This is a genomic window from Carboxylicivirga sp. M1479, assembly GCF_007097485.1.
GTDB lineage: Bacteria > Bacteroidota > Bacteroidia > Bacteroidales > Marinilabiliaceae > Carboxylicivirga.
This window is the reverse complement of the sequence record NZ_VKDE01000013.1, coordinates 97,249-112,860: the sequence shown is the minus strand read 5'-3', so window position 1 is coordinate 112,860 and position 15,612 is coordinate 97,249. Positions and strand designations below refer to the sequence as shown.

Genomic DNA, 15,612 nt, shown 5'->3' with positions numbered 1-15,612 from the left:
TATATGAAACTGACTTCAAACGCTAAGCACACAGGACTATTGCCTCGAGCATGAACATGAAAATTTAACTTCTTGGCGTTTACAACTTATTTTGAAACAAACTCTATGTCAGAGAATAACAAAATTATAAACACATGAAAAAAATGCCTCATCTATCCTTTTGGCAGATCTGGAATGTCAGCTTTGGCTTTTTGGGTATACAAATGGGATTTGCACTTCAAAGTGCCAATGTTAGTCGTATCTTATCCAATTTAGGAGCAGATTTACATGCTTTGCCATTATTCTGGATTGCAGCTCCACTTATGGGCTTAATCGTTCAACCAATTGTTGGCTCAGCGAGTGATCGAACATGGAATAAACTTGGAAGAAGAAGCCCCTATATATTAGTAGGTGCGGTAATTGCAGCTTTATCCATGTTTCTAATGCCCAATGCATCAATCGCTATTGCCATAATGCCGGTATTACTTTTTGGTTTAATCATGTTTGCCTTAATGGATGGCTCATTTAACATTACCATGCAACCTTTCAGAGCTTTGGTGGCTGACATGACGCCTCCTGAGCAGCGGAACCTTGGTTACTCGATGCAGAGTTTCCTGATTAATGCAGGTGCTGTTATTGGTTCCATTTTACCGTTTGTTTTAACTAATTCGTTAAACATTGCCAACACTGCTCCAGAAGGACAAGTGCCTCCATCTGTTATATGGTCGTTTTATATTGGTGGTGCTGCTTTGCTAGGCTCAGTTGTTTGGACAGTAATAAAAACGAAAGAGTATCCACCAGAAGAATATGCTGCCTACAAAGGGATTGATGATCAAAAGGCTGAAGATCCTCAGTACAAAGGAATCATGGGCTTTTTCAGATTATTGAAAATCACCCCTAAAACAATGATTCAATTGGCTGTTGTTCAATTCTTCAGTTGGTTTGCCCTTTATATTATGTGGGTATACTTTACACCTGCAGTATCTCAACATGTTTGGGGCTGCGAAATTGGTGATAGCACATCACAAGCGGCACAAGATGCTGGTGACTGGATTGGTATTTTATTTGCCGGTTATAGTTTATTTGCAGCCATCTTCTCCGTCTTAATGACTAAACTAGCCAATACTATAGGTCGAAAAACAGTTTACAGTACAGCCTTATTGTTGGGTGGTGTAAGTTATATAATGACTCTATTCTTACATGGTGGAGACATGGTTCACCTTAACCTGCTATTTACACAAGTTGATGTGCCTTCAAGCGCGGTGATGTGGATGATTCCAATGCTTGGTGTTGGTATTGCATGGGCTGCTATACTAGCCATGCCTTATGCCATTTTATCTGAATCACTGCCTGCCGACAAGATGGGCGTATTCATGGGCATTTTCAATTTTACTATTGCAGGTCCACAAATTTTAAGTGGCTTGGTAGCCGGAACAATTTTAAAGTACTTTTTTGATGGCGAAGCAATTTATATGATTGCCTTAGCAGGAGCTATGATGATACTGGGCGCAATTTCAGTATTCTTTGTCACTACAAAAAACACAAAAGAACAGTCTTAAATTATAGAATACAATGGGACAAATAAAAGCTTGTTTATTTGATTTAGATGGGGTTATTGTAGACACTGCAAAGTATCACTACATAGCCTGGAGGGAGTTGGCCAATGAACTGGGTTTCGAGTTTACTATAGAAGACAACGAACGCTTAAAAGGAGTCAGCAGAATGACCTCATTGGATATTCTGTTGGAAATTGGTGGCGTTTCATTAAGTGAGGAAGAAAAGCTACGCTTAGCCGACAAAAAGAATGAAAACTACCGAACTTTCATTTTACAAATGAAGCCCGACGAAATTTTAGATGGTGCTAAAGATTTGTTACTCGAACTAAAAGAAAAAGGCATTCGAATAGCACTAGGCTCGGCAAGCAAAAATGCGATGACGATTCTAAATAAACTGGAGCTCACCGATCTTTTTGAAGCCATTATTGACGGTACTAAAGTAAGCAAAGCAAAGCCCGATCCGGAAGTATTCTTAAAAGGCGCAGAAGCATTAAATGTTCAAGCTGAAGAGTGTGTTGTTTTTGAAGATGCAGAAGCAGGTGTTGAGGCCGCATTAGCTGGGAACATGAGGTGCGTAGGAATTGGTTCACCCAATGTTTTGGGCAAAGCTAATTTAGTTATAGATGGCTTGCACCAAATGAGCTATGAGAAACTAATGAAATTAGATTAAGAGATTAAACGGTTTTGATGAAAAGTGACTACGGTCACCAACTACAAATCTTAAACCTATTACAATGAAAGAGTATTTAAAACACGACGAGTGGTGCATTATAGAAGAGGGCTTCAACCCTGATAACCATCAATCATCTGAAAGCATATTCAGCTTGGGAAATGGTAAAATGGGACACAGAGCCAATTTTGAAGAAACCTATTCTGGACCATCATTACAAGGTAGCTATATTGCTGGTATTTATTACCCCGACAAAACACGTGTTGGTTGGTGGAAAAATGGTTATCCTGAATATTTTGCAAAAGTATTAAATAGTCCGAACTGGATTGGTATTGATGTTCAAATCGATGGTCATTATCTGGATTTATATACCTGTAAAACAGAGAACTTCACACGAACACTTAACATGAAAGAAGGTTATTTGTTACGCGAATTCACTGCAATACTTGACGATGGTAAAAAGATTCAGGTTTCAGCCAAACGCTTTGTAAGCATGGCCGATACTGAAAACGGCGCTATCCGCTATTCGGTTACCCCCCTCAATTTCGATGGTAAGGTTGCCTATACAGCCTACCTAGATGGCGATGTTGAAAACGAAGATTCCAATTACGATGAGAAGTTTTGGAACATCATTGATATGGAAGCCCATGCTGGCGAAGCCTACCTCGTTACTGAAACAAAAAAAATTGGTTTTAGAGTTGGTTTTGGAATGAAAATTTCAGCAAAAATTGGCGACTCTCCATTAAATATATCTCCAGAAGTTCTGAAGAAAGAAAGCTGGGTTGCCAATCGCATTGAACGAACTATTAAAGAAGGTGAATGTTTCACCATTGAGAAAATAGCTGGAGTGACAAGCTCACTCAACTACGATAAGGATAAGTTACTTGCTGCGACCAAGCAAGTAACCAATAGCGGCTTTACTAAAGGTTATGATGCTCTTTTATCAGACCACGTTAAAATGTGGGCCGACAAATGGGTATTAAGTGACATCCGCATTAAAGGTGATGTAGCAGCTCAGCAGGGCATCCGCTTTAATATTTTCCATCTAAATCAAACCTACACAGGTGAAGATGAACGCCTTAATGTTGGTCCAAAAGGATTCACAGGCGAAAAATATGGAGGATCAACGTATTGGGATACTGAAGCCTACTGTGTGCCTTTCTTTATTGCCACAGCGCCAGCTAATGTAACTCGAAATCTTTTGATTTATCGTTACAAACATTTAGAAAATGCCATTAAAAATGCCGAAAAGTTAGGTTTTAAAAATGGTGCTGCACTTTATCCAATGGTTACAATCAATGGAGAAGAGTGTCATAACGAATGGGAAATTACCTTTGAAGAAATTCACCGTAACGGAGCCATCGCTTTTGCTATTCACAACTACATACGCCACACCAACGACGAAGCTTATTTAGCTGAATATGGTTTGGAGGTATTAATGGGTATTTCACGTTTCTGGAGTCAAAGAGTTACTTTCTCTGAAGAGCGTCAGAAATATGTGATGCTTGGCGTAACAGGCCCAAATGAGTACGAGAATAACATCAATAATAACTGGTACACCAATAAGATGGCCGTTTGGTGTTTAAACTACACCGTTGAAGCTTTAACCAAGGTTAAAACCATGGATGCAGCTAAGTACGCCAGCATTATTGACAAAACTAGCTTTGATTATGATGTAGAGGTTAAACGTTGGAAAGAAATTGCAGGTAACATGTATTTCCCATACAACGAAAAACTTCAGGTGTTCATGCAACAAGATGGTTTCATGGATAAGGAACAAATCCTGGTTAAAGATTTGAATCCTGCCGAACGACCAATCAACCAATACTGGTCGTGGGATCGTATCTTACGCAGTTGCTACATCAAACAGGCAGATACACTGCAAGGTATTTATGTATTTGAAGAAGAGTATGATTTAGAAACCATCAAGCGTAACTTTGAATTCTATGAGCCACGTACAGTTCATGAATCATCGCTATCGCCATGTGTGCATACTGTTTTAGCTGCTAAAATTGGCGATTACAAAAAGGCATATGAGATGTATCTTCGCACTTCACGCTTAGATATAGATGATTATAACCACGAGGCGCACGAAGGACTGCACATTACCAGTATGGCTGGTACATGGATGGCAATTGTTGAAGGTTTTGGCGGCAAACGCGTTCACGATGGGCAGCTGTTTCTGAATCCAACTATTCCGCAGCAATGGCAAGAGTATTCATTTAAAATATCCTTTTTGGGTAATGACCTTGAAGTAGTAGTTAATTCAAAAGAGATTGTTATTATCTCGCATGCACAAAGCAATATTGAATTAACAGTACGTGACCAAAAATTAGTTATTGAACCAGGTCTATCGAAATCAATACCTGCATAAACAACTGTTACAATATATTAAAAGGAGCCTTACGGTTCCTTTTTTTTATGTTTTAACTTTTATCAACTTGATATCCTTAGTTGCTTTATCTAACTTGTTGTTAACACGATACACATCTAATAAAGCATCTACAATGAAACGAATAATCCTTGCATTATGTTTGGCTACTGTGCTCATAGGTAATAGTATAGCCAAGGAAATAAGCATTAGCCCGAGTAATTGGTGGACTAATATGCAGCATAATCAAATTATTCTACTAGTTGAAAATGCTCCTCTTAACATTCTAGATATCAGCATTAACGACTCCACTATTCAATTAAACAAACACTACCCTACAACCCACCCCAACAGCCATTTTCTGCATATCACCATACCCCCCACTGCTGAAGCACGTATGGTCCACATCGTTATTCAATCCAAAGGTCAAAAACCCATTGCCATCCCGTTTAACATACTGGATCGGGAAGAGAAAAAGCCCATTACGCCGCTTAGTGCAAAAGATGTTATCTATCAAATTTTGCCAGATCGTTTTTGTAATGCCAATACAAAAAACGATGACATAGAATCCTACTTTGAGAAAAACGACAGGTTAAACCCAACAGGTGTACATGGAGGTGATTTGGAAGGCATTGCATCTAAAACATCGTACATTAATAATTTGGGGTTCACAGCCATTGAGTTAATGCCCGTTTTAGAAAGTAACTTAATGACTAATTCGTACAAACGAATGGCTCCTACTAACCATTACAAGATTGATGAACGCCTAGGAACATTGGAACACTATAAAAACCTGGTTGACAGCTGTAATGTATATCAATTAAAATTCATTCAAAGTTTTGTATTGCACCAGGTTGGCAACTACCATAGTTGGTATAAGCACATGTTTGATGAAGCCTATTTTTACACAAAAAATTATAACTATGAATGGGATGCTCCTGATAATGACTTATTAATTGATCCATATATTAACGAGACAAGCAAAAAGAATAATCGAGTTATTTGGGAATATTCTAACTTCCCAACCATCAACCAATCTCATGACTTTGTGGCTCAGTCGATTATTCAACATTGCATTTGGTGGATTGAAGCAACTGGTTTACAATACATCAAAATTGAACAAGCAGCACGCAACACCCCATTATTTATCAAACGTTTTTATCAGGCTTTGCAAAAAGAATATCCCACGCTCACTATTGTGATTGACAACCTCACATATAATGAACAAAACACCTATTGGAGTCCCTTATCAGAGGCCCTACCAACCATTGTTTGCGACTACTATCATGCGCATGCCATTGCCGATGCATTTACTATTTTTGAAGAAGCTTCAATTGGCATTAAAACGCTTTATTCATATCATCGCCAGGCAGTACACAAAACACAATTAAGCAATATTATAATGCTTGATAATCACCAACAAAACAGAGCTTTTACAAATGCCGACAACGACATTAAGCAAATTACGATGATGCTTAAGCATCTGATAACTACACCAGGTATTCCTCGCATTTATTATGGTACCGAGTGCCTGATGACGGGTTTAGAAAGTAAAGGTTTAAGTAATCTATCAAAGGATTTCCCAGGAGGTTGGGCCGATGACGAGCAGAATGCATTCTCAGGTTTGGGGATGAGTAGCGAACACAAAATGTGGCACAAACAACTAAAGAAGCTATTAAGCTGGCGTAGGAATAATGCAGATTTTTTTATGGGTGATTTCTACCATTATTTTATCAACGATGAGGTATATGCCTTTTCCAGATCAAATAATGATGAAGCACTATTAATTATTATCAATAACTCAAACAACATGGATTATAGGGTTGATGAAACCCTATTTGGTGAAGATTTAAATTCGTATCGAAAATTTAATGATGTTAGCAACAACGACCGTTATAGTAAATTAAATGACATAAATATTAAACCCAAAAGCATTGCCATTTTAGAATTAAAAAAATAAGTATAGTACTATTGTTAGATAATTTACAAGAAGCGATAAACCTACTGAGTACCATCAACTGCACATCAATAAGTTAACCGCTTATGTAAACACTCAATGTAGCACAATTTAAAATTACAAGACCAAGCAAATTAATTACATCAGACCTAATATAAGACGTACCATTAGAACAAGAACTGTAATAACAATTACACTAATCCAAGTACACGGAAACTGTCTAGTGACATTTAGCTCACTATATTTATTTGTTTTATTGTTGCTCATGATTATTTGATTTTTACTTATTGGATTCCTTGAACTAAAACCAGTTTGTTTGCAAATAATAAGTTAGTGCACCTGCTAAATAGCCAAGCAAAGCAATCCAGGATATACGCCTTAGGTACCACATAAAATTGATCTTCTCTAAGCCCATAGCAGCAACACCTGATGCCGACCCAATAATTAGCATACTCCCACCTGTACCAGCACAATAGGCTAAGAAAGTCCAGAAGTGTCCATTCTGCATAAAATCCATAGCAGCACCTGTTGCCTCTACTCCTGCAATAGAATACATGCCCATCGATGCGGCTACCAATGGCACATTATCGACAATAGCCGACAAACCGCCAATTAACATGTTAAGCACATAAATATTACTGATTGATTCTTTCAAGTAAATGGATAATATATCTAAATGACCAGCTGATTGTAAAGCTGCTACAGCACTTAATATTCCAAGAAAAAACAAAATAGTTGGTATATCTACCGCTTTTAAGGCCGCTGTAACTGTTAGAGTGCGCTTATCTTCAGCACTGCGTTTTTTCAGATATCGATCCGTCATAATCCACATAACAGACAAGCTAAAAAGCATGCCCATAAAAGGCGGTAGATGCGTAAGCGTTTTAAAAACAGGCACCGATACTAAGGCTAATGTACCTAAGATGAGCATAAAAACCTGTTCGCGCCTAGATGTAAAAGCCGAAATTTCATTAGCGGGTAAAACAGGCCTAACAGTCTGCCCCTTTACAACAAAGAAACTGAACAGCATAGTTGATACTAGCATATTTACCAAGCTGGGTAGTATTAAGCTTCCTACAATGTGACTAGCGGTAACTTGTCCTCCAATCCACAACATTATGGTTGTTACATCGCCAATGGGCGACCACGCTCCACCTGCATTAGCCGAGAGAACAACCACACTGGCAAAGACCCACCGGTTCTCCTGCTTAGTTATAATCTTTTTAAGTACGGTTATTAATACAATAGTGGTGGTTAAATTATCGAGCACAGCCGACATAAAAAAGGTGAGAATACTAATTATCCAAAGCAAACGAATAACATTGTCGCTTTTAATTTTGCTTGTTATTATTCTAAAGCCTTGATATTTATCCACAAGCTCAACAATGGTCATGGCTCCTATCAAGAAAAACAAGATGGATGCTATATCTGATAAGTGATGAAATAATTCGTGATGTGTAATAAACGCAACAAGGTCTGAACCACCTGCAGCAGTATAGTCTTTCCATGAGACACTAGCTCCCATTGCCAGAATTTCATCTCCACCCAAGGCATATAAAGCCCATAATACTGTTCCGATTAACAAAGCAGTGGCTGCCTTATTAATTTGATTAACGTGCTCAGACACAATTAATCCGTAGCCTACAACAAAGACTACTAACATTAAAAAAAACATATTGATCTATTCTAAAAAATTAACTTTTAGCTTACTAACGATAAGGAAGCGGCTTGCTTCGTTAAAACCCAGGCTAGCATTAATGCTCATCATCACACTAGGTAAAATACCAAAAGTGTGATTTTCTAAACCAAGGTTAATCCGCCTAAATTCATTATTTCGACAACAAAATTATCGTATAATGGATACTTCGGATTTAATAAAACTTTAGCTAATAACCGGAGGGGAATTGTCGGTTTCGAAAAGAATAAAAGAATTGAAGAGTTGAGCTGATTGGCCCTTGCCCACATTTGACAAACAAACTAGATAAGTATGTTTCTTAAGCCGATTGTTTTTGTATACTTCTTTGAACGTTTCATCTTCCAGCTCATAGCTAGCTAATCCATCACGATAAAATGATGAATGTGAATCATCCTGCGAAAAAACACTTTTGGTAGAACAATAGGGTGTTTCATTCGGGCATAAATCATACGCAATAGTGCTCGTTGAAACACTACTAATAATAAATATTGAAAAGAAAATTATGCGCCAAAAAGCTATCATCAGAAACAATTGAGGCCGCAAAAGTAGAATATTTTTCGAAGTAATTATTCTTTAGGGAGTTATTTACCTGAGTTTGGCGTTATAGATCCAACAACACTTTTGAATTATGCACACTAAACAACTGTTAACAAGCATGGTATTGCTTAAATATAATTCTAAAGAGAAAGATCACTATTTATTAAAACAGCAACTTGGGCGTTTTAGGCTTTTACATGATCTTTTTGGAGCTCTTGTTTTGTGTAAATCATAGCACTTTTGCAATACACTATTAACAAAACGAAAGGCTAGCCAAATGGACACAAAATTTAATTACACCGAGAAGAAAAAATATTACGAGGATCAATTGGTATTCATCCTAATGTCCTATCACTTTAGAGTTGATCGTATAAAAAAAATTATACGTCAGCCAATATTTGAAGCACCAAGCCATATTCACCGGGTAAAGGTCGAACTTGCAGAAATTTTCAGGCGCTTAAAAACAAATGGTTGGAACATACAAAATATACAACTTTAAATACACTCCTTACTTGTGCTAAATACCTCCCCGCTTCTTGCTGTACCCCCATGCAGCAGGAAGCACTTTTTTTTTGCAATCCCGATTTCGTAAGATGAATTCGTTGTGTATCAGGCAATCTTAAAAACATTTAAACCATAATTTTCTCAAGCTAATTTAAACCTCCGATTAGCTGTTCATCAAATAAGATTTTGAAATTTCAATTCTTATCTATCACGGTGCCACTACCAACAATGTGCTTTGTAACAGTAGCATTGCCCATGTAATTAATTATGCCCGAACCATCAATTTCAGCATCTAGTGTTTCAATAGCAGTTAAATTAACACCTCCACTGCCAATAACTGATGCAATACACTCTTCGCCAATTACATTATATGTATCAATCTTTCCACTACCAATAACGGTTGCATTATACATTTCAACAGAGGCTACATCATTGGCATAAACCTCACCACTTCCCTCAACATAAATATTAAAAATTTCACAGTTTAGCTCATTAAATAGTATATGGCCAGAACCAACCACACGCATATCTAACTCATGCAATCCTAAAAAATCATCAACTACAATGTTGCCAGAGCCAATCATCTCAATCTTTTCTATGTCAGGCAACGATATATTTACTGTTAAATCAAGATCAGATACACAATCGGCATTAAAGCCAATATGCCAAACACCTCCACTAATACGTGTGTTTAACAAATCAATAATATTTGGATGCCCAACAACAGAAACACTCTGTTCTTCTGCATACTGAATGTTTATTTTCATATTACCATAGGCTACTACTTCTAACACATCATCTAGGTAAAGTGCTGTGGTAATTTTATCGCCACTCCCACTTACACAATTGGTATCGCAAGATGTAAATACCATTGATACTAATATTAAAGTCAGTAATCCCTTATAGAAAATCTTCATATCGCAAATTTTAAAAATTCATGCATGTGTTAACAATTATTCTGCCACAGTTTAAACAAGGACATAATTCTTACCACTAAGGATGCACCATTATTAATTAAATTTGCTAATAAACCTTTTTACACCCTATTTTTGTCATATGCTTTTAAGGGGTAAATATCGATTTGTAGCTTGTTTGGTTATTTTAACCATAAGTACATGGTTTGCCCCTAAAACTGAAGCACAAGAATTGGCTGATTCTATCAATATTGTTTTGCAACATCGAATTGTTGAAAAAGATACCATGCCACACGTTAACCTGAAAGAAATACCGGTTATACCGCCCTACCATTTCAAAAACAAGCGTCACAAAAAACGATATGGTAAGTTTGTAAGGAATATTAAAGTTGTACTTCCCTATGCACGCAGTGCAGGACAGAAGGTAAATGCGATTAATTCGCATTTAGATTCACTTACTACTAAAGAAGAGAAAAAAGCTTTTTTAAAAGAGGCTGAAAGAGAATTGTTTGATGAATTCGAACAACCATTGCGTAAGCTTACTTTCTCACAAGGCAAGTTATTAATTAAGCTAATCAATCGCGAAACAGGTGACACAAGCTATGAGCTGATTAAGCACTTTAAGGGTGGTATGAGTGCTTTTTTTTGGCAAGGAGTAGCCCGTCTGTTTGGTTCAAACCTCAAAGCCGAATACCATAAGGATGGGGATGACAAAATGATAGAACACATTATTTTGCTGGTAGATAATGGCATAATCTAAACATGTTTAATACTAATAATTGCATCTTAGTTATTAATTCCAACCTTTAACAGCGACACATATTTTAGATTGATATATGCAACGATTATCCGTCTGCATTCTCACTGCTAGTTTACAATCTTTACTATCTTAGCGCCAAATTGAGGAAGTATAGATTATGACACCATCATCATATCCATCCAGGTTGTTAGAAAGTGCGGTTAATGAATTTTCCAAGCTTCCGGGTATAGGAAAAAAAACGGCTCTTCGCTTGGTGCTGCACCTGTTAAAGCAAGAAAAGGACATGGTTTTTAAATTTGCTGACACATTGCACAATATGCGTCAGGAAATTATGTACTGCAAAAGCTGCCATAATATTTCTGACAGCGAAACTTGTAATATTTGCGCTGATCAAAACCGTGATCATGGACTTATTTGTGTGGTTGAGAGTATTCGTGATGTGATGGCGATTGAAAGCACTCAGCAATTTGCTGGCATTTACCATGTACTAGGCGGAGTTATCTCACCAATGGATGGCATAGGGCCTGATGATTTAACAATCGGTCCTTTGGAAGATAAAGTTAAATCAGGCGATGTGAAAGAATTAATTTTTGCCCTAAGCACTACCATGGAAGGAGATACCACCAATTTCTATTTATATAAAAAGTTTGAGAAACATCATATTAAAACAACTACCATTGCACGAGGTGTATCTATTGGTGATGAACTCGAATACACAGATGAAGTAACACTCGGACGATCATTAGTCAATCGATTACCTTTTGAAAACACACTATAACATGAACGCACATAAATCCTTAAAGCAGATTAAACTGCTCTACTTTATCATTACCATTTTGCTGGCCATATTTGCACTTATATCTTTTATGTACATAACAAAAGTAGGAGCTGTATACTCGCTTGAAGCAAATGCCGAAAGCAATCTCAAATCTTTAATTGTTATTTTGGCCTTGGTAGGAATACCTGCCAGTTATATGTTCCAAAACAGAAAAGTAAAACATCTGGATGAAAATATGGATGCGGCCAGGAAGCTTCAGCAATACCGCATGGCTTTTTTTATAAAAATAATGACGCTTGAAGGCATCTCATTGTTAAGCCTCTTAGGATATTTAATGACTGGCAATATCAACCAACTAATGATATTTGGGTTGGTTTATCTATTTCTGTTGCTTAACTATCCTAGAAGAAAAAGCGTTTTAGAAGAGTTAAATATTCAAGAGTCAGAATTATAAATTGAGCCCATGATTATAGCTGTTGATTTCGATGGTACCATTGTAGAGCATAAATACCCTGCCATTGGTAAAGAAAAAATATTTGCTTTTGAAACACTAAAGTCACTTCAAAAAGATGGCCACCTGCTCATTTTATGGACAATTCGATCGGGTAAAGAACTTGATGCTGCAATTGAATACTGTCAAAAAAGAGGTATTGAGTTTTATGCGGTTAACAGAACCCACCCTGAGGAAGAAATTAATGATAATATGAGCAGAAAAGTGAATGCTGATATTTTTATTGACGACCGTAACGTTGGTGGATTTATGGGGTGGGGCGAAATTTGGCAATGGATTAATAAAGAAGCGTCTAAAAGTGAAACGGATCGATTCAAAGCCAACTATCAAAAAGCTCAGCGCCGAACCTTATGTGGTTTTTTACAAGCTATTTTCTGCAATAAATAACAATTCATAAATTTTCACGTTCATAGAGTATCGAAGCAAGTACCTTATGAATCAGTTTGAGTTTGAATTATCGATTGTAATCGTCAGTTATAATGCACCTGCATTTTTAAAACTGACGCTCGACTCGGTAAAATCAGCTATACAAAATAATTCAATTGAAGTTTTATTAGTTGATAACTCCAATAACCAGGAGCTAATCAAGCTGGTTCAATCCGACTATCCATTTGTTAAAATCATTCAAAACACCAAAAATTTAGGTTTTGCTAAAGCCAACAACCTAGCTTTAAAAAACGCAAATGGACAATTAGCTTTACTGCTAAACCCCGACACTTTGGTTGCTGAAGATACATTCTCAAAAATTATTACCTTTCACACAAGACATCCTGAAACAAATGGACTGGGTGTGAAAATGTTGGATGGTAATGGTGAATTTTTGAAAGAATCGAAACGCGGGTTCCCTAAATTAACAACCTCTTTATATAAGATATTTGGACTCTACAAGTGGCGCCCCCAATCGCAACGACTTGCCAAATATTACGAAGGACACTTACCGATTGATGAACAACACCAAGTCGATATTTTGTCAGGAGCTTTTTTAGCCATGCCTCGCGATAACAAGGGAAATTTCACATTGCTGGATGAATCGTTTTTTATGTATGGTGAGGATATTGACCTATCGTGCCGCCTGCAAAAAAAGAATCAAAAAAACACCTACTTACCTCAATGTCCCATCATTCATTTTAAAGGACAGAGCACAAAGCATAGCTTAAGCATTGTTTGGCACTTTTACCATTCAATGTGGTTGTTTTACAAACTACACATCAAACAAAACAAATCAATTGTTACCAACTTTACTGTTTGGCTAAGTATTAAGTTATTAACAGCACTAAAATTGGTTCAGGCAAAAGCATTTGGTCCTAGCAAACCAACGCCTTTAAAGTACTATCAGTCAATTGTATTAATCTCTGACGACAAACAACTGCTAAAAAAGCTTCAGGAAACACTGCATGAGTCCATAATAATGCAAGATTCACTTGATGTTCCTAAGCAGGATCAATTAACTATATTTGACTTCAACCTACTTAAGTACAAGACCGTTATCGAACATTTGGAAACTCACCCATCTACCTACGGTTATTTACCTCAAGACAAGTCTACACTCATTATTAGTGATGGTGCTGCCAACAAAGGGCATGTCATTCACCTACAATAAGCTCACTCTCACCAAAAGCATTACGATTTATGGTACTTTGATTTGCGTGCAGCAAATGATTTTTGCATTTTTAATGCGCATTATGCATTTTCAAACTCGCTCTCATGATAAAAAACCTACTTCTTATCCTCATTTGCTCATCCATCTCAATAATGGATATTGCTGGTAAGAAACTCCGAAAGAAAGATATTCTTCCCATTGAGATATTGATTAGCAATAATCGTTATGATGAGGCACTAAACGACATTAAAAAACTTCAAATAAAACATCCACAGGATGCTTATCTTTTTTTAATGCAAGGTATTTGCTTGCTGAATTTAAACCACGAAACAAAAAATGCAATTCTGCCACTTTCACGTGCGAAAGAACAATTTGGTCTGTACTCTTCAAAAAATGACAATGCCATAAAAGCTAATTTTCATTTAGCTCAAGCTTATCATTTGAATTACGAATTTGATAAGGCCCTAAATCTGTTTGAGCAATTGAAAGATACAGTGCCTCCGAAGCGAGAAAAAATACATCAACTACTAAAGCAACACATCTCCTATTGCCACAGTGCTACCAAACTCAAACAGGCTCCTGTAGACTTTAGAATTACCAATCTAGGGCAGGCTATCAACTCTGAAAACGATGAACACAGCCCCGTGATATCTGGCGATGAAAACTTGCTCATGTTTACCTCTAATAAACATGGTTTAGGTAAAGAAACAACACGTAACACCGTATTTTCAGAAGACATTTACACTTCCATATGGCGCGATGGCAAATGGCTCCCAGCTAAAAATGCTGGTAAAACCGTCAACACTAATGAGTACGATGCCACTTGCAGTTTAAGTTCTGATGGACAAACAATGATCATGTATCGTAACGACAATAACGGCGACCTTTACCTTAGTCATTTAAAGAATGATAAATGGAGTCAGCCTGAAAAATTACCGAAACCCATTAATACTTCCTACGAAGAAAGCCATGCCAGCTTTTCACTAGATGGTAACACCTTACTATTTGTAAGCGACAGACCTGATGGCATGGGAGGAAAAGACATTTTTGTTACCAATAAGCTACCCAATGGCACCTGGAGCAAGGCAATGCTTTTGGGCGAAAACATCAACACCACTAAGAATGAGGAGAGCCCTTTTTTATCACATGATGGGCAGACTCTATTTTTTGCCTCTGAGGGCCACAACTCAATGGGCGGTTACGATATTTTTAAATCTGAAAAAGACAGCACCGGACAATGGAGCAAAGCGATGAACATTGGCTACCCAATCAATACGCCTGGTGACGATTTATTTTTCCTGCCTACCTTAGATGGACAGCGCGTTTATTTTGCATCAGAGAGAAGTGGTGGTTTTGGCGGTTCTGACATATATATTATTGAATTTCCAGCTTCTGATGAACGATCCTTAGCTGTTATTTCTGGTTTTCTCTTTACAGAATCCGGACAGCCCTCTGTATCATCAAAAATAACCATCACAAGCACTGACTCTAACGAATACATTGGCACTTATAAGCCGCAGGCAAGTAGTGGAAAGTACACCATGATCCTTCCTACTGGGGTGAGTTACACCATGACCATTGATACACCTGGTATGGTTAGTCAATCGAAAGAGATTGAAATTCCATATCGCTCTAATTACAAAACAAGAGCTAGTGCCACGTACCTAGATCCAGTATTAATAAAAAAACAATAATAAAGCTTGAAGATAATTTGACATATTCCTTTCACACACTCATTTCGACTATCAATCAAGCACAAGGGTATGTTAATAAAAAATA

13 protein-coding genes are annotated in these 15,612 nt (G+C 37.2%); 11 read left to right on the top strand and 2 right to left on the bottom strand.

Going from position 1 to position 15,612, the window contains the following annotated elements; all coding sequences use genetic code 11:
* Positions 1 to 134: 134 nt before the first annotated feature.
* The 4 genes from FNN09_RS09585 to FNN09_RS09570 all read left to right on the top strand — a co-directional run bounded on the left by FNN09_RS09585 (position 135) and on the right by FNN09_RS09570 (position 6,536).
* Entirely contained in the window at positions 135 to 1,538 is a 1,404-nt protein-coding gene (locus FNN09_RS09585; RefSeq protein ID WP_143301905.1) for an MFS transporter, read from the top strand.
* 13 nt (positions 1,539 to 1,551) lie between these two features.
* Positions 1,552 to 2,205, top strand: a complete 654-nt coding sequence (gene pgmB, locus FNN09_RS09580) for a beta-phosphoglucomutase (RefSeq protein ID WP_143301903.1) — start codon at positions 1,552 to 1,554, stop codon at positions 2,203 to 2,205.
* A 64-nt stretch (positions 2,206 to 2,269) separates the two neighbouring features.
* Positions 2,270 to 4,579, top strand: a complete 2,310-nt coding sequence (locus FNN09_RS09575) for a family 65 glycosyl hydrolase domain-containing protein (protein ID WP_143301901.1) — start codon at positions 2,270 to 2,272, stop codon at positions 4,577 to 4,579.
* Positions 4,580 to 4,712: 133 nt separating this feature from the next.
* Entirely contained in the window at positions 4,713 to 6,536 is a 1,824-nt protein-coding gene (locus FNN09_RS09570) for an alpha-amylase family glycosyl hydrolase (RefSeq protein ID WP_143301899.1), read from the top strand.
* A 298-nt stretch (positions 6,537 to 6,834) separates the two neighbouring features.
* Here the strand turns inward: FNN09_RS09570 and nhaD are convergent, their stop codons facing one another.
* Positions 6,835 to 8,196 (bottom strand): sodium:proton antiporter NhaD, encoded by a 1,362-nt coding sequence (gene nhaD, locus FNN09_RS09565; protein ID WP_255434077.1) that lies wholly within the window; start codon positions 8,194 to 8,196, stop codon positions 6,835 to 6,837.
* Positions 8,197 to 9,043: 847 nt separating this feature from the next.
* On the opposite strand from nhaD, the gene FNN09_RS09560 reads away from it, so the two are divergent.
* On the top strand, positions 9,044 to 9,265 hold the full coding sequence (locus FNN09_RS09560; RefSeq protein WP_143301896.1) for a hypothetical protein: 222 nt from the start codon (positions 9,044 to 9,046) through the stop codon (positions 9,263 to 9,265).
* 199 nt (positions 9,266 to 9,464) lie between these two features.
* On the opposite strand, the gene FNN09_RS09555 is transcribed toward FNN09_RS09560, so the two are convergent.
* Positions 9,465 to 10,187: a GIN domain-containing protein gene (locus FNN09_RS09555; RefSeq protein WP_143301894.1), complete on the bottom strand. Its 723-nt coding sequence runs from the start codon at positions 10,185 to 10,187 to the stop codon at positions 9,465 to 9,467.
* Between the two features lie 139 nt (positions 10,188 to 10,326).
* Between FNN09_RS09555 and FNN09_RS09550 the strand changes: the two genes are divergently transcribed.
* The 6 genes from FNN09_RS09550 to FNN09_RS09525 all read left to right on the top strand — a co-directional run bounded on the left by FNN09_RS09550 (position 10,327) and on the right by FNN09_RS09525 (position 15,527).
* Positions 10,327 to 10,944, top strand: a complete 618-nt coding sequence (locus tag FNN09_RS09550; RefSeq protein ID WP_143301892.1) for a DUF4294 domain-containing protein — start codon at positions 10,327 to 10,329, stop codon at positions 10,942 to 10,944.
* A 157-nt stretch (positions 10,945 to 11,101) separates the two neighbouring features.
* On the top strand, positions 11,102 to 11,722 hold the full coding sequence (recR, locus tag FNN09_RS09545) for a recombination mediator RecR (protein ID WP_143301890.1): 621 nt from the start codon (positions 11,102 to 11,104) through the stop codon (positions 11,720 to 11,722).
* A gap of 1 nt (position 11,723) precedes the next feature.
* Positions 11,724 to 12,176, top strand: coding sequence for a hypothetical protein (locus FNN09_RS09540; protein WP_143301889.1), 453 nt, complete (start codon positions 11,724 to 11,726; stop codon positions 12,174 to 12,176).
* Positions 12,177 to 12,185: 9 nt separating this feature from the next.
* Complete coding sequence (locus FNN09_RS09535) at positions 12,186 to 12,620, top strand: BT0820 family HAD-type phosphatase (protein ID WP_143301887.1); 435 nt, start codon at positions 12,186 to 12,188, stop codon at positions 12,618 to 12,620.
* Between the two features lie 46 nt (positions 12,621 to 12,666).
* Positions 12,667 to 13,833 (top strand): glycosyltransferase family 2 protein, encoded by a 1,167-nt coding sequence (locus FNN09_RS09530; protein WP_143301885.1) that lies wholly within the window; start codon positions 12,667 to 12,669, stop codon positions 13,831 to 13,833.
* 104 nt (positions 13,834 to 13,937) lie between these two features.
* Complete coding sequence (locus FNN09_RS09525) at positions 13,938 to 15,527, top strand: PD40 domain-containing protein (protein ID WP_143301883.1); 1,590 nt, start codon at positions 13,938 to 13,940, stop codon at positions 15,525 to 15,527.
* The last annotated feature ends 85 nt before the right edge of the window (positions 15,528 to 15,612 follow it).

Coding starts and splice junctions, on each gene's coding strand:
- FNN09_RS09585 (WP_143301905.1), top strand. CDS start 135: ATGAAAAAAATGCCTCATCTATCCTTTTGGCAGATCTGGAATGTCAGC.
- pgmB (WP_143301903.1), top strand. CDS start 1,552: ATGGGACAAATAAAAGCTTGTTTATTTGATTTAGATGGGGTTATTGTA.
- FNN09_RS09575 (WP_143301901.1), top strand. CDS start 2,270: ATGAAAGAGTATTTAAAACACGACGAGTGGTGCATTATAGAAGAGGGC.
- FNN09_RS09570 (WP_143301899.1), top strand. CDS start 4,713: ATGAAACGAATAATCCTTGCATTATGTTTGGCTACTGTGCTCATAGGT.
- nhaD (WP_255434077.1), bottom strand. CDS start 8,196: ATGTTAGTAGTCTTTGTTGTAGGCTACGGATTAATTGTGTCTGAGCAC.
- FNN09_RS09560 (WP_143301896.1), top strand. CDS start 9,044: ATGGACACAAAATTTAATTACACCGAGAAGAAAAAATATTACGAGGAT.
- FNN09_RS09555 (WP_143301894.1), bottom strand. CDS start 10,187: ATGAAGATTTTCTATAAGGGATTACTGACTTTAATATTAGTATCAATG.
- FNN09_RS09550 (WP_143301892.1), top strand. CDS start 10,327: ATGCTTTTAAGGGGTAAATATCGATTTGTAGCTTGTTTGGTTATTTTA.
- recR (WP_143301890.1), top strand. CDS start 11,102: ATGACACCATCATCATATCCATCCAGGTTGTTAGAAAGTGCGGTTAAT.
- FNN09_RS09540 (WP_143301889.1), top strand. CDS start 11,724: ATGAACGCACATAAATCCTTAAAGCAGATTAAACTGCTCTACTTTATC.
- FNN09_RS09535 (WP_143301887.1), top strand. CDS start 12,186: ATGATTATAGCTGTTGATTTCGATGGTACCATTGTAGAGCATAAATAC.
- FNN09_RS09530 (WP_143301885.1), top strand. CDS start 12,667: ATGAATCAGTTTGAGTTTGAATTATCGATTGTAATCGTCAGTTATAAT.
- FNN09_RS09525 (WP_143301883.1), top strand. CDS start 13,938: ATGATAAAAAACCTACTTCTTATCCTCATTTGCTCATCCATCTCAATA.